20 protein-coding genes are annotated in these 18,839 nt (G+C 34.9%); 16 read left to right on the plus strand and 4 right to left on the minus strand.

Annotation, left to right across the window (positions count from 1 at the left end; all coding sequences use genetic code 11):
* Positions 1-37: 37 nt before the first annotated feature.
* The 3 genes from HMPREF3270_RS05210 to HMPREF3270_RS05220 are packed head-to-tail and all read left to right on the plus strand — an operon-like array spanning position 38 to position 2,075.
* Complete coding sequence (locus HMPREF3270_RS05210; RefSeq protein WP_002481657.1) at positions 38-244, plus strand: DUF1128 family protein; 207 nt, start codon at positions 38-40, stop codon at positions 242-244.
* Positions 245-280: 36 nt separating this feature from the next.
* Positions 281-1,519, plus strand: coding sequence for an aminopeptidase (locus HMPREF3270_RS05215; RefSeq protein WP_070848239.1), 1,239 nt, complete (start codon positions 281-283; stop codon positions 1,517-1,519).
* 58 nt (positions 1,520-1,577) lie between these two features.
* Positions 1,578-2,075 (plus strand): acyl-CoA thioesterase, encoded by a 498-nt coding sequence (locus tag HMPREF3270_RS05220; RefSeq protein WP_031262747.1) that lies wholly within the window; start codon positions 1,578-1,580, stop codon positions 2,073-2,075.
* Between the two features lie 68 nt (positions 2,076-2,143).
* Here HMPREF3270_RS05220 and yfkAB read toward each other — a convergent pair whose 3' ends face one another.
* Complete coding sequence (gene yfkAB, locus HMPREF3270_RS05225; protein WP_070848240.1) at positions 2,144-3,295, minus strand: radical SAM/CxCxxxxC motif protein YfkAB; 1,152 nt, start codon at positions 3,293-3,295, stop codon at positions 2,144-2,146.
* A gap of 172 nt (positions 3,296-3,467) precedes the next feature.
* On the opposite strand from yfkAB, the gene HMPREF3270_RS13915 reads away from it, so the two are divergent.
* The 7 genes from HMPREF3270_RS13915 (at position 3,468) to HMPREF3270_RS05255 (ending at position 8,951) form a co-directional block, all read left to right on the plus strand.
* A complete protein-coding gene (locus HMPREF3270_RS13915) occupies positions 3,468-3,635 on the plus strand; it encodes an SE1561 family protein (protein WP_096754677.1) in 168 nt (55 codons plus the stop codon).
* A 116-nt stretch (positions 3,636-3,751) separates the two neighbouring features.
* Positions 3,752-4,279, plus strand: a complete 528-nt coding sequence (locus HMPREF3270_RS05230) for a type 1 glutamine amidotransferase domain-containing protein (protein WP_002481652.1) — start codon at positions 3,752-3,754, stop codon at positions 4,277-4,279.
* 180 nt (positions 4,280-4,459) lie between these two features.
* Entirely contained in the window at positions 4,460-5,272 is an 813-nt protein-coding gene (gene sgtB / locus HMPREF3270_RS05235; RefSeq protein ID WP_002481651.1) for a monofunctional peptidoglycan glycosyltransferase SgtB, read from the plus strand.
* A gap of 176 nt (positions 5,273-5,448) precedes the next feature.
* Positions 5,449-6,252: a recombination regulator RecX gene (recX, locus tag HMPREF3270_RS05240; protein ID WP_023015857.1), complete on the plus strand. Its 804-nt coding sequence runs from the start codon at positions 5,449-5,451 to the stop codon at positions 6,250-6,252.
* Positions 6,245-6,559 (plus strand): YfhH family protein, encoded by a 315-nt coding sequence (locus HMPREF3270_RS05245; RefSeq protein WP_002481649.1) that lies wholly within the window; start codon positions 6,245-6,247, stop codon positions 6,557-6,559. Before recX ends, HMPREF3270_RS05245 begins: the two co-directional genes overlap by 8 nt.
* Before the next feature lie 15 nt (positions 6,560-6,574).
* Positions 6,575-8,101, plus strand: a complete 1,527-nt coding sequence (locus HMPREF3270_RS05250) for an ATP-binding cassette domain-containing protein (RefSeq protein WP_070848241.1) — start codon at positions 6,575-6,577, stop codon at positions 8,099-8,101.
* Positions 8,102-8,153: 52 nt separating this feature from the next.
* A complete protein-coding gene (locus HMPREF3270_RS05255) occupies positions 8,154-8,951 on the plus strand; it encodes a hypothetical protein (protein ID WP_234016319.1) in 798 nt (265 codons plus the stop codon).
* A gap of 88 nt (positions 8,952-9,039) precedes the next feature.
* Here HMPREF3270_RS05255 and HMPREF3270_RS05260 read toward each other — a convergent pair whose 3' ends face one another.
* Complete coding sequence (locus HMPREF3270_RS05260; RefSeq protein WP_002481646.1) at positions 9,040-10,023, minus strand: metal-dependent hydrolase; 984 nt, start codon at positions 10,021-10,023, stop codon at positions 9,040-9,042.
* Between the two features lie 119 nt (positions 10,024-10,142).
* On the opposite strand from HMPREF3270_RS05260, the gene mutY reads away from it, so the two are divergent.
* From mutY to HMPREF3270_RS05275, 3 genes are all read left to right on the plus strand, one after another.
* Entirely contained in the window at positions 10,143-11,189 is a 1,047-nt protein-coding gene (gene mutY / locus HMPREF3270_RS05265; protein WP_023015854.1) for an A/G-specific adenine glycosylase, read from the plus strand.
* A gap of 72 nt (positions 11,190-11,261) precedes the next feature.
* Entirely contained in the window at positions 11,262-11,804 is a 543-nt protein-coding gene (locus HMPREF3270_RS05270) for a nucleoside tri-diphosphate phosphatase (protein ID WP_002481644.1), read from the plus strand.
* Between the two features lie 158 nt (positions 11,805-11,962).
* Positions 11,963-13,699 (plus strand): ABC transporter ATP-binding protein, encoded by a 1,737-nt coding sequence (locus HMPREF3270_RS05275; RefSeq protein WP_070848242.1) that lies wholly within the window; start codon positions 11,963-11,965, stop codon positions 13,697-13,699.
* Positions 13,700-13,750: 51 nt separating this feature from the next.
* Here HMPREF3270_RS05275 and HMPREF3270_RS05280 read toward each other — a convergent pair whose 3' ends face one another.
* Both HMPREF3270_RS05280 and HMPREF3270_RS05285 read right to left on the minus strand, forming a co-directional pair.
* Positions 13,751-14,851, minus strand: coding sequence for an FUSC family protein (locus HMPREF3270_RS05280; RefSeq protein ID WP_002481642.1), 1,101 nt, complete (start codon positions 14,849-14,851; stop codon positions 13,751-13,753).
* Between the two features lie 107 nt (positions 14,852-14,958).
* Positions 14,959-16,248 carry a glutamate-1-semialdehyde 2,1-aminomutase gene (locus HMPREF3270_RS05285; RefSeq protein WP_002481641.1) on the minus strand — a complete coding sequence of 430 codons (1,290 nt, stop codon included), beginning with the start codon at positions 16,246-16,248 and terminating at the stop codon, positions 14,959-14,961.
* 81 nt (positions 16,249-16,329) lie between these two features.
* Here HMPREF3270_RS05285 and bcp point away from each other — a divergent pair, with 81 nt between their 5' ends.
* The 3 genes from bcp to perR all read left to right on the plus strand — a co-directional run bounded on the left by bcp (position 16,330) and on the right by perR (position 18,287).
* Positions 16,330-16,785 (plus strand): thioredoxin-dependent thiol peroxidase, encoded by a 456-nt coding sequence (gene bcp, locus HMPREF3270_RS05290; RefSeq protein WP_002481640.1) that lies wholly within the window; start codon positions 16,330-16,332, stop codon positions 16,783-16,785.
* A 5-nt stretch (positions 16,786-16,790) separates the two neighbouring features.
* Positions 16,791-17,741: a phosphoglycerate dehydrogenase gene (locus HMPREF3270_RS05295; protein WP_023015853.1), complete on the plus strand. Its 951-nt coding sequence runs from the start codon at positions 16,791-16,793 to the stop codon at positions 17,739-17,741.
* Positions 17,742-17,834: 93 nt separating this feature from the next.
* Positions 17,835-18,287: a peroxide-responsive transcriptional repressor PerR gene (gene perR, locus HMPREF3270_RS05300; protein WP_002481638.1), complete on the plus strand. Its 453-nt coding sequence runs from the start codon at positions 17,835-17,837 to the stop codon at positions 18,285-18,287.
* Positions 18,288-18,839 lie beyond the last annotated feature (552 nt).

The following is an 18,839-nucleotide window of genomic DNA, read 5'->3' on the forward strand; positions in this document are numbered from 1 at the left end:
GAGTTTGATAATATATAAACATAAAGAGGTGATTTAAATGTCAGAAACAAATAGAGATATGATCATTGATATCAGAGAGAAACTAAACGTGGTAAACGTTAATCTAATCGATCCTGATAAATTTGAAGATGCAGACGAAGCTAAAATCAAAGAAATTCATAGCTTTGTTACTTCAAAAGAAAAATTTTCACCAAGTGAAGTGACTGCCATCGCATCTGAATTAGGCGAACTAAGACAATCGTAAGAACAAACAGCAGTCAGAATAAGGAGGAACTTTGTTATGTCACAATTACAAGAAAAGCTAAAACAATATGCACAACTTATCGTAGATGTCGGTATGAATGTGCAAGAGGGGCAACCAGTATTTATTCGTTCATCAGTAGATGCTTTAGAATTAACGCATGATATCGTTGAGGCAGCATACAAACGCGGCGCTTCTGATGTAAGAGTAAAATATGCAGATGATACATTAAGACGTTTAAAATTTGAACATGAATCTGTAGAATACTTCGAAGAAAATGATTTGAAAGATTATGATATTGAAGAACGTATGGATTATGTAAAACGTGGTGCTGCGAACTTAGCTTTAATGAGTTCTGACCCTGATTTATTAAGTAATGCAGATAGTGCTAAAAAAGCAGCTTTCGGCAAAGCTTATTCAAAAGGATTCAAAGGATATATGGAAGCAATTCAAAATAATGACTTACCATGGTGTGTAGTCGTATATCCGAACAAAGCATGGGCACAACGTGTCTATCCTGAATTAGATGCTGAGGCAGCTTATGAAAAATTCATTGATGAATTATTAGACATTGTTCGTGTAGATGGTAATGATCCGATTGAAAACTGGAATCAACATATCCAAAACTTAAGTGAACACGCTAAATATCTACAAAACAAACAATATTCAGCACTTCACTATATTTCAGAAGGTACAGATTTAACAATTGGCTTGCCTAAGAATCATTTATGGCAAGATGCGACAAGTTTCACAAATGATGGACAAGAATTTATTGCCAATATCCCAACTGAAGAGGTATTTACAGCCCCTGATCGTAATCGTGTAAACGGTCATGTGACAAATAAACTTCCGCTCAGCTATAACGGAACGCTGATTGATGGCTTTACGCTTACATTTAAAGATGGCAAAGTTGTAGATTTTTCTGCTGAAAAAGGGGAAGAAGTATTACGTGACTTACTTGATACTGATGAAGGTTCAAGATATCTAGGGGAAGTCGCGTTAGTTCCAGACGATTCACCGATTTCAAATCGTAATCGTGTCTTTTATAACACATTGTTAGATGAAAATGCTTCTTGCCACATCGCATTAGGCGCTGGTTATCCGTTTACGATAATTGGCGGTACAGAAATGACACGTGAACAATTAACAGAAGAAGGTTTAAATGATGCGTTTATTCATGAAGACTTCATGATTGGCAGCGCAGATTTAACGATTTATGGTATCACGCAAGATGGGGAAGAAGAGATTGTGTTTAAAGACGGTAACTGGGCTTACTAAAATAAATATAATCAATTCATAAAGGAGATCAATTGTGGAACAAAGAGAAAGTAAACCAATGTCAGCATCAAAAACTGTAAAAGATCGTCAAGTATATCCACAAGATACGAATCATCATCATACTATGTTCGGTGGACTCTTAATGGCGAACATTGATGAAATTGCGGCAATCTGCGCTATGAAACACAGCAGTACGCCAGTTGTTACAGCTTCTACAGATTCAGTGGACTTTTTATTACCTATCCGTAATGGAGATATTATTTCATATGAAGCGATGGTTTCATACGCTGGTTCAAGTTCAATGGAAGTTTGTGTACAAATCATTCTTCAAGATATCATCAATGATAAAAAACATATGGCAGCACTCAGCTTCTTAACATTTGTAGCGTTAGATGAAAACGGCAAACCAACAGAAGTACCAGATGTTTATCCTGAAGGTGAAATTCAAGAATGGTTCCATAGTACTGCGCCTGCACGTGTAAAACGCAGAAAAGAACGTCGTCAAGAAAGTAAAGATACCTTAGAGTTCTTAACGAGAAGACGACATATTGAATAAAATAAGCAATTAAAAATGGCATCTCAACATAAAATGAAGTGTTGAGATGCCATTTTGTATTATTAACGTTATTGTTGCTGGAAGATGCGATGCATCATTTTTTCTTTTTCTCGGAAATCAGTATTTGGATAATACATATTTTTTACTAGTAAGTTCGGTCCTAAGCAATGTACCGGTGCACAATGACAATTCAAACTTTGTGCTAAGTCTGAAGCGAGCCATTTGTCGAAAACATCTGTAAGACGATCGGTTTGGATATTAGAAATAGAACCTGTCTCATCGCCGAAGTCCGTCACAATCACATCGCCAGTAAAGACATTGACGTTCAAACGGCTGCGGCCGTCTGGATCATTACGTAAGCTGACGTTTTTTGCTGAACGCAGTTGTTTGAATAATTGTGCATCGTCTTCATCTTGAATGCATGGATAAATCGGTAGTGTCCCAAACAACATCCATACAGATTCGTCACGAATTTCTAAAAGGTGACGTATAGTTTCTTTAATTTCTTTCAAACTAAGTACGTTAAGCTGACTCGCAAAATCAGATGGATACATCGGATGAATTTCATGTCGACTGCATTTCATATCATTTACCACTTCACGATGAATTTTTTCAAGGTAAGGTTTCGTGCTTTGGTTCAACATCGTTTCAGCAGAGACAAACATGCCTTGTTCAGATAATGTTCTAGAATTCTCAATCATTTGTTCATAAAGTTTGAGTTTTGCTTTAAGCGGCGGCTGTTTTTCCATTGCGCCGAATCCAACTGTAGCGAATTCATCCGTTGTTCCCCAGTTGTGCGAAATATGCATCACGTCTATGTATTCAGCAATATCTAAATAGCGATCTTGCGGCAAAGTTAAATTAGAGTTCATTTGTGTATAAATACCGCGATCATAGGCATATTTTAATAGCGGTTTAACCACATTTCGAATTGATTTCTTAGAAAACATCGGTTCGCCGCCTGTAATAGATAGGGTACGTAAATTAGGAATTTCATCTAAACGTTTAAACATTAATTCCATTGGAAGCGGTTCAGGATCTCTTGTTTGTAAGGTATAACCGACAGCACAATGACTGCAGCGCATATTACATAAATTCGTTGTGGTGAATTCAATATTGCTTAACTGCAAGTTGCCGAACGCTTCGACATCGTTGTATGCCTCCCAAGGATCATTTGCTATAGTAATCGGCTTTTTAATATTCGTAGATTGGCCAATCATAATTTTGCCTTCTTTCTGTACAATGTATTTCTTAATAAAAAAGGGGTAATGTGAAGTGAAAGATTCAAATCACAAAAGATGAGTCATTCCATATTATTAATATTCTAGTGAATTTTGTCAATCGCATGTTAGAATAGGATTATATTTTTAAAGAAGGAGCCTTATCATGAAAATGAGCGAAAATGAATTAATTACGAACATTAAAACGAGATTATCTGAATTTGTAGATGAAATTGATCATGTGGATCCAGATAAAGTCAGTGTTGAAGATGTTGATGAATGGATTGGTTTACTGGACCAATTAGAAGAAAAAGTAAAACTTTATCAACGTGAGAAGTAAGGTCTCATACTTTCTATGTTTAAATCATGACATTTTGGTCTATACAATAAGTACAATCAAAGACAAAAGAAATTCTTATTACAATTTATTGTATAGAATAGAAAGGTGATAAATAAATGGCACAAACAGTAGCAATTATTTTAGGTAATGACTTTGAGGATATTGAATTAACTAGTCCAAAAGAAGCAATCGAAGAAGCAGGCTACAATACAGTGATTATCGGCTCAGAAGCTGGAGAAGAAGTCGTAGGTAAACATGGTACAAAAGCTAAAGTTGATGTAGATATCGGCTCAGCTGAACCAAGCGATTATTCAGCATTATTAATTCCAGGCGGATTCTCACCAGACCATTTACGTGGAGACGTAGAAGGAAGATATGGTACATTCGCAAAAGCATTTATCAAAGAAGATGACCCAATCTTTGCGATTTGCCATGGTCCACAAGTATTAATTGATACTGATGATTTAAATGGCCGTACGTTAACAGCGGTATTAAACGTACGTAAAGACTTAGAAAACGCAGGTGCACATGTTAAAGATGAATCAGTAGTCGTTGATAAAAATCTTGTAACAAGCCGTACACCTGATGATTTAGATGACTTCAACAAAGCAATTGTTGACGCATTAAAAAATAATGAAAAATAAGCAGTTATAAGCTTAGCCGGAGTATCTATAAGATATTCCGGTTTTTTTACATATCCAGGAGTATCCATGTGTACTACTCAAGACCGATTTTGTGTCAAAACGTATAATTCTTATTTCATATCAAACAGTTCTCAATTATAATATGTGTGAAATACTAAAATAGATTGAGGAGATCTGTGTATGAAAAGAAGCGAAAGGCTATCGAGGTCTCAACGCGAGACAACAAGAGGCACACAGAATACACCCCATTATAATACTTATTATCAACCCGTAGGTACACCGCCGAGAAAAAGAAAAAGCAAAGGGCTATTTTTAAAATTACTTATTGGACTCATTATTGTAATTGCACTCTTCTTTGGTGTGATGTATGCATTGTCATCACGTGCCAATGTAGAGGACTTAAAAACCATTGAAAATAAATCTACGTTTGTTCCAATCAATGATATGCCGAATTATACTAAAGGCGCTTTTATCGCTATGGAAGATGAGCGATTCTATGACCATGGCGCATTTGATGTGAAAGGTATATTTAGGGCACTGTTCACGACTTTAAGTGATCAATCGGTACAAGGTGGCAGTACAATCAGTCAACAAGTTGTTAAGAATTATTATTATGGAAATGAACAAAGTTTTACACGGAAAGTGAAAGAAATATTGGTCGCATCGCGTATGGAACGGGAATATTCTAAAGAAGAGATATTGAGCTTTTACGTTAATAATATTTATTTTGGTGATAATCAATATACTATTGAAAGTGCTGCAAATCATTACTTTGGTACAACGACCGTCGCAAACAGTCAAAATATGCCGACGATTAGTGTGCTTCAAAGTGCCATTTTAGCAAGTAAAATTAATGCACCAAGTGTATATGATGTCAATAATATGTCGCAGAACTATATTAACCGTGTCAAAATCAATTTAGAAAAGATGAAGCAGCAAGGTTATATCAACGATGAACAATATAAAACAGCATTAGCTCAGTTAGGCGTTTAATGCGATTTCAGGCAATCAGTATATTCAGCTGCATTGCCTTTTTTATATGCCGCATGCTTAAAAGAGACAATGTATGTTACTTGTGTAAATTCAGGGGGATAATGCTATAAAAGTACATGCATTTGTTTTACAATAAGTATCGATACCATTATGAATTTAAGAGAAGAGGTGAGACCATGCCTAAAATTACAATGATTGAAGTTCAAAAGAAAAATAAAGAGCGGTTTAATTTATACTTAGACGGTGCCTTTGAGATGGGTATCGATATGGATACTTTAGTACACTTTAATTTAAAAAAAGGCGATGCGCTCACTGCTGAAGATATGATGCATATTCAAAAGTATGAGCATTATCGCTTAGGGTTACATTACGCTGTTCAATATCTTTCATATCGTAAAAGAACTGAACAAGAAGTCATTACACATTTACAAAAACATGAAATCAATGAGGTAGCTATTGCAGAAGTCATTGCTTATTGTCATCAAGAAGGCTATATTGATCATCAAGATTATGCGGAAAGTTTAAAAAATACTATGATTCGGACTACTGATAAAGGGCCTGAGATTTACAAACAAAAGCTTTATAAAGCGGGAGTCGAAAAGAATATTATTGAAGATTATGGCGAACGTTATGAACAAGAACAACCGCTTGAAGATATCGTTGCGCTTGCTGATAAATTGATGCATCAAAAGAAAGGACCGATGAAGAAGCGGACAGATAAAGTGAAACAATCATTATTACAAAAAGGCTATTCATTCGAGATGATTAATGAAGCGATGCAAGCCTTAGATTTTGAACCAGATACAGATGAAATTGATGCTTTATTGCAAAAGGAATTAGAAAAAGTGTATCGTAAAAATGAACGCAAATATAGCGGGCAACAACTTGTGATGAAAACAATAGAAGCACTTCTCAGAAAAGGCTATGAGTATGATACAATTAAAGATAAATTAAGAGAAAGCGGGATTAGTGATGACTGAGAAAAGTTTAAGCGAAATGACTAAGAGTGAAATTTTAAATGAAATACAAAAATATAAAGAAAAAATGCGTAAAGCAGAAATGAACGGCATTTTAAATGAATATGATGTCTACCGTACAAAAGTCATCATTGCGGAAAGTTACTTAGTAGATACAGATAAAATTGAATTCGGTAAACTTTATGAATTAAATGATGGTACGAAACGTTATATGCGTGTAGATCGTTTGAAAGGTGTCTTTGCATGGGGCAAAATCCTGCATAGCGGACTAAGTGAAGAAGGCATCCCAGTCGCATTATTAAAACTTTAGAAGGATGTAGAAATTATGGCGAGTTCGATTGTATTAAAATTACTGAATATTACACATTATTATCGTAAAAAGAATAGAAAAAAATGGTATCTGCCGTATGGTTATGATGCTGAAGATATCGAATTGAATAATGTGTCACTTCACTTATATCAAGGAGAATCATTAGGTATTATAGGGGAGCCTGGCGCGTCGAAAACATTAATCGGTAGAATCTTAGCCGGTGAAGTTAAACCTGATAAAGGGCGTATCCGACGTAACGGCAGTTTATATTTCGGAGATATCGAAGATAAACATTTACACGAAGAAACGGTGACTGCGCTTGTTCAAAATGCAGTGGAATTATTTACATATACGGTTTCTGGACATAAAGTCGAACAAATTTTGCGCTATGCTGATTTATATGAGCAGAAAGATAAGCTAGTTTACCAGTTAACTGATCGTGAGTATGCACAATTAATTGTAAGTTTAGCACGTACGTCTAAAGCCGATATCATTATCTTTAATCATGTGTTAAGTGAATTGGATGATGCATTTATGGAGAAAGCCATAACACTTTCTCAAGATTACATAGATGATGAACTTACAATGATTACAATCGATGATAATTTAAAGGTTATCCAGGCAGTATGTAACTATGCCGTATGGATTTCACATGGCCAATTACGTACGGAAGGCCCATTGAGTCGTGTGTTACCTGCATTTAAAGAACATGAACGAGACCGTCAATCATTAAAAACTGAAGATGAAAAAGCGCAGTTTGATGTAGACTGGAAAGAAAAACGTACGCGTATTCCTGAAATGTCTTATAACTTCAAACGAATTGAACGTTATAAACACGCAAAACCGACACCTTTCTTGGCACGTGTTATCGGTTGGAGTGTTTTGTTACTGATCGGCTTTATTTTTACAGCGGTATTGTTGTTTAACAATTTAGGGATTGTGCATTTTGCGCAAAATACTGAACAAAGTAAATTACAAGCTCAGAAAAAAGGTGTATTTGATGAGACTTTGACTTACGGTATTGTGATGAATAACAATATTGAAGTTAAAGGGATTGACCATAAACAAAAAGTGAAGCTGCCGAAATATACATTTGTGACGATTACTGGAGAAAATGATAATAAATATCGACTGGTTATCGATGATAAATCTTATGTAATTGGTAAAAATAAATTATATCATTTCAATCCAGCAGGTCTTTATGAAAGACATAGTAAAGATACACTCGAAGATTACATGAAGTCTAATTATATTAATTATATAGATTTCTATAATAGTCACTTAGGTCAATCTCATAAGAAAGCAGTTAAAAGTTTAGTTCCTGAGAAAGATCAACGTTTTGTTGCGCCAGTCACACAACAGCCTGTAAATTTATTGTTCAATGATAATGATCATTTAACAGGATTTGTATTCCCGATTGTTGATAAAGACAAATTAAAAGATAAGTTTGATATTCAAGGGGATTACTGGGTCACAAAATCAGGCAATGGTTACTTTATTGCTGATTTGAAAGATAATAAATGGATTTATATAGAATTGTAGGTGAGACCGTTTGATAGATAAATTGATAAATTTTTATTATAGCTTGCCGCAAATGATGAAACATTTAATGGGGAGTTTGAAGCGAAATTGGAGATGGTTCGCGATTCCGCTTGTAGCTTCAGTGTTGTTATTACTCGTAATGTTGCTGTTTTTAAAAATCATTAACGCGACAGAAGAAACACAAGCTGTGTGGTATTACCGCTTCATCGGTTTCATCACATTATCTTGGACACTTGTTACTTTATATTTCAACACAATGCGTTATCGCAGAGATTATTATGAATATAAGAACTATGACTATCCAACCGCTTTTAAAAGTATTATCTATACACTGATTTTTTCAGTAGGATTATTACTTTCTATCGCATTAGTTGTCCTGGTCAAACCCGTCAACTTAGATAGTTCATTTTGGGCTATTGGCTTTTACTGGATCATGTGGAATTTATTTGTGATGATTGTTTCGCAAGTATTAGGTTTAGTAAGAATGATCAGCCGTTACAATATTTTTGATATGACACTCTATATCGTATTTGCGGTTATGTTCATTATCGTACCGATCTTTTTCATTCCAGGTCCACATAAATCAATTTGGATGCATATTTTAATGTTGAATCCATTATTTTATTTAGTTTCTGGTATTGAAGAAGCTGTGATTATCGGTGTTAATAGTTTGGGCAATATACCTTATCATTTCTTCTTTATTGTATGGTTAGGTATCGCAAGTCTATTATTGTATATTCTAAGACCACATATCGCATATGAGAAATTTAGAATGACAACTAATCGTTCTATTCATTTAAAAAATACGGCTGAACCTGAAAAGGTGAAAAACTCCAATTTTGATCATTAATCAAATGAGTTTAGGTATATAAAAATAATCATAGAAAAAATAAAACGAGAACAAAGTGTAGTTGATACATTTTGTTCTCGTTCTTTTATTAATGTGTATAAAGTTTTTTCATCAATTTCTGTTCACTAAAGACCCAACCTGTGTATGAATGGGTGATATTTAAGTCTTGGTCCAAATGTACAATCGCTACGAAAGAATAGTGATCTTTGTTTAAATAACGTAAGTCGATGAAGCGGACTTCAAGAATATTATCGCTTAAACGACGAGTATCCCATCTGTATATAGAAGAGAAGTTTAAAAACGCTTTGATATTAGGGTCGTTACGTAATACCTGCATTAATTCTTCATCAGGGAATGGTTGACGTTTCACTTTATCAGCGAAAACGACGTTTGTCCCATAACTGCGTCCGACATAGTCGTGAGTTTGTGTTTGAACTGCGACACGCCATTCCATAAATTTCATAGTAGGTGCCACAAATACTTTAACTAAGTGTGCATTATCTTGACTGCTGACCATACGTAAAACACGTTTTCGAATCGTGGCTTGGAAGATAAAACGTACAATATAATAAATCACTAATACGATGAAAATTGGAATATACACCGCAAAAGCATTTAAGCCAAAAGCCCATAGCACAATGCCTAAACACCATAAAATAAAGATGTAAGGATCAAAGGTATTAATGACACTCAATTGTATCCATTTATTTGAGAAAGGCCGCAACGCTTGCGTACCGTAGGAATTAAATATATCTACAAAGACGTGTAAAAAGACTGCAAGTTGTGCCCATAACCAAATATGTAATGGGTTAATATGGCTGAAAAAGGTAAAAACGAGTAAGGTTATAAGTATCGGCCATAATATAGTGAAAGGTATTGAATGTGTGATACCTCTATGATTAGATATATAAACAGCATTATTTTTTAGTTTTAATACAGTGTCGCTGTCAGGAATTAAAGAACCTGCGATTAAGGTTGTAGCCGCAGCACCAAAATGATCTGACAGGGTCGGGTCATGCATGGCTAGCGCAGTAAGCCCAATGCCCATGACGATATGTGTGCCTGTATCCATAATTGTTCACTCATTTCAATTAATCTTACATATAGTATAAAACATAATGACAAATAACTAAATCAATTCACCCTTAATTAAAGGGTGTGTTGACAAGAGAGAAGGAGAACTATTGAAGAATGAAACAGCAAAATAGTTTCAAAAGAGATTTATTAGATTGGTTTGAAACCAATCAACGTGAAATGCCTTGGCGAGAAACGACTAATCCTTATTATATCTGGATTAGTGAAGTTATGCTTCAACAGACACAAGTTAAAACAGTGATAGATTATTATCATCGTTTCACAGAACGTTTTCCGACAGTTGAAGATTTAAGTCAAGCATCACAAGATGAAGTTTTAAAATATTGGGAAGGATTAGGCTATTATAGTCGTGCGCGCAATTTTCACCATGCAGTGCAAGAAGTTGCGACGCAATATAACGGTAATGTCCCAAGCAATCCGGATTTGTTCGGACGATTAAAAGGTGTGGGACCTTATACACAAGCAGCGGTGATGAGTATTGCGTTTGATTTACCATTGCCAACCGTTGATGGTAATGTCTTTCGTGTGTGGTCTCGCTTAAATAATGATTTCAGTGATACTACAAAACAATCTGTCCGCAAAAAATTCGAAAGTGAATTGCGTCCTTATGTTACAACACATGCAGGCCAATTTAACCAAGCTATGATGGAACTTGGCGCATTAATTTGTACACCGAAATCACCGCTTTGTTTATTATGTCCAGTTCAATCACACTGCGAAGCATTAGAAAAAGGGACGGTTGATCAACTACCCGTCAAACCCAAAAAGATTAAAAAGAAGACAATTAAACAAAATTGTTATGTCATTTATAATCAAAATGATGAAGTGTTAATTGAACAACGTACAGAAAAGCTATTACATGGAATGTGGGAGTTCCCGATGTATGAAGCAACTTATAGTGAAGAACAGCTTCATGATTTATTACAACAAGATATATCTATTAGTGAGACACCGATATTTAAGTTAAAACATCAATTCACACATTTAACTTGGGACATTCAAGTCTATCAAGTTGACGATGTTATAGATGAGTCACAAACACAATTAAGTGATCGCTTTGTATGGATGCGTTTAGAGGATAGAGATCACTACAACTTTCCAGCATCGATGCATAAAGTATTAAACTATTTAACCACGAAGTAGTTAAGTCTGAGTTTAAAAAAGTATTATGTTATAATTGTGATTGTGAAAAATAGCCAGGAGGAGGTGTGGAACATGGTAAAAGAGTCCATACCGAAAGAAGGAGAACGTATTAAAATACAAAGTTACAAGCACGATGGCAACATTCATAGAGTTTGGTCAGAAACTACGATTTTAAAAGGGACAGACCATGTTGTGATTGGGGGCAATGACCACACGCTTGTAACCGAAAGCGATGGACGTACATGGATTACCAGAGAACCAGCAATCGTCTATTTCCACTCGGAATATTGGTTTAATGTCATCTGTATGTTCAGAGAAGACGGTGTATATTATTATTGCAACTTATCGTCACCATTTGTGTGTGATGAAGAAGCATTGAAATATATTGATTATGATTTAGATATCAAAGTTTATCCGAATGGTAAATATCATTTGTTGGATGAAGACGAGTACCAACAACATATGCAGCAAATGAATTACCCTAAAGATATAGATGCGATTTTACGCAGGAATGTTGATATCTTACAACAATGGATTGAACAAAAGAAAGGTCCGTTTGCGCCAGACTTTATTAAAGTTTGGAGAGAACGCTTTAAAAAGTTGAGACAAGGTTAGCATATCAAGCAGATTGCTTTATTACGTCTTGTGTTTTTAATTATAATAACTTTGGTATGAATAATAATCGTAATACGAGGTTGGGACATCGCAAAAAAATGTCTCGCCTCGTTGATTTATTTCGCATTAGAAAAGGATAGAAAGGGAGGATTGCCTCAATGATACGCAGGTATTTAAAGTTTGTTAAGCCGTATAAATGGCGGATAGCAGCTACCATTATTATCGGTATCATTAAATTCGGCATTCCGATGTTGATTCCATTATTAATCAAATATGTAATTGATGATGTCATCAACAATCCGAGCATGGGCACGCAAGACAAATTAAGCCACTTGGGTATCGCAATCGGGATTGCCTTTTTTATATTTGCAGTCGTACGTCCACCGATAGAATATATGCGTCAGTATTTAGCGCAGTGGACCAGCAACAAAATACTTTATGATATTCGTAGACGTTTATATGATCACTTGCAAGCACTAAGTGCACGCTTCTATGCCAACAACAAAGCAGGTGAAGTGATTTCACGTGTTATCAATGACGTTGAGCAGACTAAAGACTTTATTTTAACAGGACTAATGAACATCTGGTTAGACTGTGTGACAATTATTATCGCATTATCAATCATGTTTGTACTTGATGTTAAATTGACATTAGCCGCTATGATTATATTCCCGTTCTACATTTTAACGGTTTATTACTTCTTCGGAAGATTACGTAGTCTAACACGTGAAAGATCTCAAGCTTTAGCAGAAGTACAAGGGTTCTTACACGAACGTGTACAAGGTATTTCGGTGATTAAAAGTTTCGCAATTGAACAAAATGAAGCGCAAAACTTTGATAAGAAAAACAGTAAATTCTTACATCGTGCTTTTAAACACACACGTTGGAATGCTTATTCTTTCGCAGCAATCAATACGGTAACTGATATCGGACCGATTATTGTAATTGGCGTCGGTGGTTATTTAGCAGTAACAGGTTCCATTACAGTTGGTACGTTAGCTGCGTTCGTCAGCTATTTAGAACAACTTTTCGGACCTCTACGTCGTCTTGTTTCTTCATTTACAACATTGACACAAAGTTTCGCTTCTATGGACCGTGTTTTCCATTTATTAGATGAAGACTATGATGTAAAAGATGAACCTTATGCGAAACCGCTCAAAATCACAGAAGGTAACATCTCTTTAGATCATGTATCTTTCCGATACAATCCACATGCACCTAAAGTGTTAGATGATATTTCGTTAAATGTGAATCATGGCGAAACCGTCGCCTTTGTAGGAATGTCTGGTGGAGGTAAATCGACATTAATCAACTTGATTCCTCGATTTTATGATTCTACCGATGGAACGATTACTATAGATGGTTATAATGTAAAAGACTTTTTATTATCTAGCTTGCGTGAGCAAATTGGTTTAGTTCAACAAGATAATATCTTATTCTCAGACACAATCAGAGAAAATATCTTACTAGGTAAACCAGGTGCGAGTGATGAAGATGTGATAGAAGCGGCTAAACTCGCAAACGCACACGATTTCATTATGAGTCTGCCTGAAGGTTATGAAACTGAAGTAGGGGAACGTGGTGTGAAATTATCAGGTGGTCAAAAACAACGTATTTCACTTGCACGTATATTCTTAAATAATCCGCCGATTATTATTTTAGACGAGGCAACAAGTGCGTTAGACCTAGAAAGTGAAGCAATCATTCAAGAAGCTTTAGCACATTTAAGTGAAAATAGAACAACATTAATCGTTGCCCATCGCTTATCTACAATCACTCATGCAGATAAAATTGTAGTAGTTGAAAACGGACAAATTATTGAAGCCGGTACGCATCAAGAGTTATTAGCTAAACAAGGTGCATACCATCATCTTTATACAATTCAAGATTTATAATAAAGAAAGAGCAGAAACGTCCCTCAGCGGGGGACAGTTTCTGCTCTCTTTTTATAAGTCTAAGTCTTCTTCTTCTATTTCAATGTTAGAGTCATCTGTATGGAATTGGAAATAACTCATGACCAAACGGTCTAAGTGTGCTAAATCATAACTGAATTCCTCGATTGCTGAGATAATCTGCATGACATTAGAAATTGAATACTCAGAGGTTTCAGTGTTCAGGACCATTTCATTTTTAAATGCTTCCATTAACTCAATTTTTTGCGGAATGTCCACAGGTGCTTGGAAATTCTCGAAATCGTGTCTTGCTTTTTGAGCGATGCTTAACATAATTTGGTCATATGAAGTCATTAAATCATCTAGTTCAAATTTGATTTGCAAACGAAGATCAGTACTCATATTATGCAAATCATGTTGGTAACGATGCATACGTCTCAAAACATCATAGGCACTTTTTGTAGTTGTCACAACTTGTTTGAAAATTATCTTTTTACGATTTAATTCTGGCCAATTTTTTCTAAAGAAAGGACGTTCTTCTTTATAATAATTGAATAATTGTTCCAGATTTTTCAAACGTTCTTTAATACTCTTTGTATCTTCTTTAACATGGTAAAACTCTGTTGTATCGTTAATAACCAATTTAATCCAAATGAAAATATCAGAAGCGATATTCATTGAATTATAATAAAGCTTTGTTTCGTATTTAGGTGGAAAGAAGGCGACATTGACAGTGAAAGCACTGAAAACACCAATCATCACTAACACGAAACGATAAAACGCTGATGCATAGAAGTTACCTGTTTCTCCACCTTGACCCATGATGATAAGGGCAGTAACTGTGGCTAAGGTTGCAACATGTTGAAGTTTTAATTGGAATAATAAAGCAATTAAGACTATAACTGTTGCGCCCATGATAATAATACTATCGCCAAATAAACTGACCATCGATACAGATAAAATTGCACCGATTAAGTTACCTTGAAACTGTTCTTTTATAGTTTTATAAGAACGATATACACTTGGCTGCATTGCTACAATTGCACCGATACCTGCTACGGTAGGAATGCCTGCACTCTTTGGCAGCAGTGATGCAATTAACATCGCTAGGACAATCGCAATACCTGTTTTAAATATTCTTGCACCTAGTTTCAAATGAGTGTGCTCCTTTATTCCTATTTATGCACATTTGCTTGGAAGTGGTTTCCAAAAACAAAAACGTATATTAAAGTTTATACACTGAATCAATATGTTTTTCAAGTTTATTTCATTTGAGAGAATGCATAGTCTGCAGCACGTAATGTTTCTTCAATATCTTCATCTGTGTGTTCTGTTGTTAAGAACCAAGCTTCAAATTTAGAAGGTGCTAAGTTGATGCCTTGATGCAACATTAATTTGAAGAATTTCGCAAATGCATCGCCATCAGAATTTTCTGCTTGCTCATAATGTGTTACTTTTTCGTCAGTAAAGTAAAGTGTTAATGAACCATAAACACGGTTTACTGTAGCTGTGATACCATGTTTTTCAATTAATTCATTTAAACCATCTTCTAATTTTTTACCAAGACGATCTAATTCTTCGTAAACACCTTCTTGTTCTAAAACTTCTAATAAAGCGATTCCTGCTTTCATTGAAAGTGGATTACCAGCCATTGTTCCTGCTTGATATGCAGGGCCTAAAGGTGCAACTTGTTCCATAATGTCTTGACGTCCACCGTAACCGCCGATTGGTAAACCGCCACCAACGATTTTACCGAATGCTGTTAAGTCAGGGTATACGTTCAACAAGTCTTGAGCAGCACCGTAGTGGAAGCGGAATGCTGTGATAACTTCATCATAAATTACAAGACCGCCATATTGATGGGTGATTTCATTTACTTCTTCAAGGAAGCCAGGAAGCGGTTCAACCATACCGAAGTTACCGATAATAGGTTCAACTAATACTGCTGCGATTTGATCGCCCCAATGTTTCATTGCTTCTTTGTAAGACTCGATATCATTAAAAGGTACTGTAATTACTTCTTGAGCCACGCTCTTAGGTACACCGGCTGAATCAGGAGAACCTAATTGAGAAGGGCCGCTACCTGCAGCAACAAGTACTAAATCTGAGTGTCCGTGGTAAGATCCAGCGAATTTAATAATTTTATCGCGATTTGTATATGCACGTGCGACACGAATTGTTGTCATGACAGCTTCAGTACCAGAGTTGACAAAACGCATTTTTTCTAAAGATGGAATTGCTTCACGCAATTTTTTAGCAAATTCGATTTCTAGCTCAGTTGGTGTACCATAAAGCACACCTTTAGCTGCTTGTTCTTGAATAGCCTTAGTAATATGTGGATGTGCATGTCCAGTAATAATTGGACCATATGCTTGAAGGTAATCAATGTAACGATTGCCGTCTACATCATATAAATATTGACCTTTACCTTCTTTCATTACTACCGGTGCACCGCCGCCAACTGCTTTATATGAGCGAGAAGGGGAGTTGACACCGCCAAGGATGTATTCGTCTGACAAACTTTGAAGTCGTTCGCTTTCAGTGAATTTCATTTTTTATCAACCTCTTTTAATTTAATATTTCCGTTTACTATCGTATCATATAATTAACTATAAGAAGAAAAAGGTGAGCATATGTTGAAAAAAGGAGACAAATTCCCTGAATTTGCATTAGAAAATCAAGATGGAGAAGTCATTACTAACGACACAATCAAAGGCAGAAAGGCAATTCTTTATTTCTATCCTAGAGATAATACACCTGGATGCACAACAGAGGCTTGCGATTTCCGTGATAACATGGCAATGTTTAATGATTTAGATATTGCAGTATACGGAATCAGCGGAGATTCTAAAAAGAAACATCAAAACTTTATTGCTAAACATGATTTGAATTTTGATTTGCTAGTAGATGAGGATTATAAATTATCTGAAGCAACTGGCGTGTATCAATTGAAGAAAAGTTTTGGCAAAGAATCTATGGGCATTGTCAGAACTACTTTCGTTGTAGATGAAAATGGTGTCGTAGAACATGTAATCGAAAAAGTTAAAGTAAAAGAACAAATGAATCAATTAAAAGAAATGTTGGGGTGAAGTGTGTGAAGGTTCTTTCATTAAATAGATTAAAAGACTCAGAGCAGTTATTGGAAGAAACTTTTCCAGAAGTAGAATTTGTATTTCGAAAAAATGTAGATGAAATAAATGAGCAAGATAAACGAGATGCAGATGTTGTAATTGGTTATAGTGGCAAAGCTGATCAAGCTTTTTTTGAGGGTATGCCTAATTTAAAGTTTGTAGCTTGGTATGCGGCTGGTGTTAATTCACTACCATTACAATATTTTGCTGAACGTAATATTGTATTAACGAATGTATCAGGTATTCACGCAAAACAAATGAGTCAATTTGTATTTGCCTATATTTTAGACGATTATAAACAAATGAGAGTTTCTAGACAAAATCAAGATAATAAAGTTTATGATTCTACAATTACAGGCAGACGTGTAGATGGAGATACGTTACTAATTTTGGGGACAGGTAATATTCCTAAACAAATTTCCAAACTTGCACGTGCATTTGAAATGAAAATTATTGGTATTAATACAACTGGACATGAAGTTGATGGATTTGATGAAACATATCCTTTAAAGGAACTTGATCAAGTTTTGCCTAAAGCAGACGTTGTAGTTAATGTGCTGCCCGAAACTGAAGAGACGTACCATTTATTAGAAGATAAGCAATTTGACGCAATGAAAGAGACTGCATTATTTATTAATATCGGCAGAGGTACAATTGCTTCAGAAGAAACAATTGTTAAAGCGCTTAATGAGGGCAAAATTCGTCATGCTTATTTAGATGTTTTCGAAAAGGAACCTTTATCAGAGGATAATCCGTTATATCAATTAGATAATGTAAGTATTACTGCGCATATCACAGGAAATGGTAAAGAAAACTTTAAAGAGGCATCTCAAATTTTTATTAGAAACTTCAAACATTTTCTAAGTAATGGAGATGTCATTGAGAAAAAAGTAGATTTATCAAAAGGTTATTGATAAAATAATGTGCCAACATTGACATTTCAATGGTTCTACCGTTATATTAATATTAAGTAATAATAATTATTAAGTAGAAAGACGGTGGATTAGATGAGTGCAGAAATGGAATCTATTGAGCATCAATTAGAGGACTCTATTGCATCTTTAAGAAATGCCGGAATCAGAATTACACCGCAAAGACAAGCCATTCTTAGATTTTTGATTTCAAGTGAAACTCATCCAACAGCAGATGAAATTTATCAGGCACTGTCACCAGATTTTCCAAACATAAGTGTTGCGACGATATACAATAACTTACGTGTGTTTAAGAAAACAGGAATTGTGAATGAATTGACTTATGGAGATGCATCTAGTCGCTTTGATTTTAATACACATAATCACTATCACGTCATTTGTGAGAATTGCGGTAAGATAGTAGATTTTCATTATCCGCAATTACATGAAGTTGAACAATTAGCTCAACATGTGACAGGTTTTAAAGTGTCACATCACAGAATGGAAATTTATGGATTATGTCCAGAATGCCAAAGTAAAGAACAATAAAACATTATTACCATTAATAGGAAAGCTGAATGTCATATGGCATTCAGCTTTTTATATTTGGTTTCGGATCATGTGAGTTTTAATCCTATGTAAAGTATTTAACAACGTTCCTTACAATAAGAAAGCTGATTTGAAGTGGGGGACAAAGTATTAATACACTCAAAGAGTAAGATAATTGGACGTTTAATTACACCATATACATCAAAAATCTCATATGAATGAAATCGTGCGTACTATTAGTAATTTTATACATTTTTTATTATAGAAAATTATTGACTCTTAACTAAAGGCTTGATATGATGAATAGGTCGTTGAAACGGCGCAGTAAATTAAACATTGAGAATTAAAAGTTTGAATTAAAAACTTTAACAAAGTGTAAATTTTACTATTGATTATCAACAAGAAACATTATAGAATAGTTATTGTTGAAAAAACGAAACAAGTTACTTCGAAAAAATAAATTTTAAAAAGTACTTGACTTCAAAATTCAAAAACGGTATAATCGATTATTGTAACGCGAAAAAATGAACATTGAAAACTGAATGACAATAT

The sequence above is a fragment of the Staphylococcus sp. HMSC65H10 genome, assembly GCF_001839185.1.
Lineage (GTDB): Bacteria > Bacillota > Bacilli > Staphylococcales > Staphylococcaceae > Staphylococcus > Staphylococcus simulans.

What these genes read in the sequence shown, in the direction of transcription:
- HMPREF3270_RS05210 (WP_002481657.1), top strand. Translation starts at nt 38, where the DNA reads ATGTCAGAAACAAATAGAGATATGATCATTGATATCAGAGAGAAACTA.
- HMPREF3270_RS05215 (WP_070848239.1), top strand. Translation starts at nt 281, where the DNA reads ATGTCACAATTACAAGAAAAGCTAAAACAATATGCACAACTTATCGTA.
- HMPREF3270_RS05220 (WP_031262747.1), top strand. Translation starts at nt 1,578, where the DNA reads ATGTCAGCATCAAAAACTGTAAAAGATCGTCAAGTATATCCACAAGAT.
- yfkAB (WP_070848240.1), bottom strand. Translation starts at nt 3,295, where the DNA reads ATGATTGGCCAATCTACGAATATTAAAAAGCCGATTACTATAGCAAAT.
- HMPREF3270_RS13915 (WP_096754677.1), top strand. Translation starts at nt 3,468, where the DNA reads ATGAGCGAAAATGAATTAATTACGAACATTAAAACGAGATTATCTGAA.
- HMPREF3270_RS05230 (WP_002481652.1), top strand. Translation starts at nt 3,752, where the DNA reads ATGGCACAAACAGTAGCAATTATTTTAGGTAATGACTTTGAGGATATT.
- sgtB (WP_002481651.1), top strand. Translation starts at nt 4,460, where the DNA reads ATGAAAAGAAGCGAAAGGCTATCGAGGTCTCAACGCGAGACAACAAGA.
- recX (WP_023015857.1), top strand. Translation starts at nt 5,449, where the DNA reads ATGCCTAAAATTACAATGATTGAAGTTCAAAAGAAAAATAAAGAGCGG.
- HMPREF3270_RS05245 (WP_002481649.1), top strand. Translation starts at nt 6,245, where the DNA reads ATGACTGAGAAAAGTTTAAGCGAAATGACTAAGAGTGAAATTTTAAAT.
- HMPREF3270_RS05250 (WP_070848241.1), top strand. Translation starts at nt 6,575, where the DNA reads ATGGCGAGTTCGATTGTATTAAAATTACTGAATATTACACATTATTAT.
- HMPREF3270_RS05255 (WP_234016319.1), top strand. Translation starts at nt 8,154, where the DNA reads ATGATGAAACATTTAATGGGGAGTTTGAAGCGAAATTGGAGATGGTTC.
- HMPREF3270_RS05260 (WP_002481646.1), bottom strand. Translation starts at nt 10,023, where the DNA reads ATGGATACAGGCACACATATCGTCATGGGCATTGGGCTTACTGCGCTA.
- mutY (WP_023015854.1), top strand. Translation starts at nt 10,143, where the DNA reads ATGAAACAGCAAAATAGTTTCAAAAGAGATTTATTAGATTGGTTTGAA.
- HMPREF3270_RS05270 (WP_002481644.1), top strand. Translation starts at nt 11,262, where the DNA reads ATGGTAAAAGAGTCCATACCGAAAGAAGGAGAACGTATTAAAATACAA.
- HMPREF3270_RS05275 (WP_070848242.1), top strand. Translation starts at nt 11,963, where the DNA reads ATGATACGCAGGTATTTAAAGTTTGTTAAGCCGTATAAATGGCGGATA.
- HMPREF3270_RS05285 (WP_002481641.1), bottom strand. Translation starts at nt 16,248, where the DNA reads ATGAAATTCACTGAAAGCGAACGACTTCAAAGTTTGTCAGACGAATAC.
- bcp (WP_002481640.1), top strand. Translation starts at nt 16,330, where the DNA reads ATGTTGAAAAAAGGAGACAAATTCCCTGAATTTGCATTAGAAAATCAA.
- perR (WP_002481638.1), top strand. Translation starts at nt 17,835, where the DNA reads ATGAGTGCAGAAATGGAATCTATTGAGCATCAATTAGAGGACTCTATT.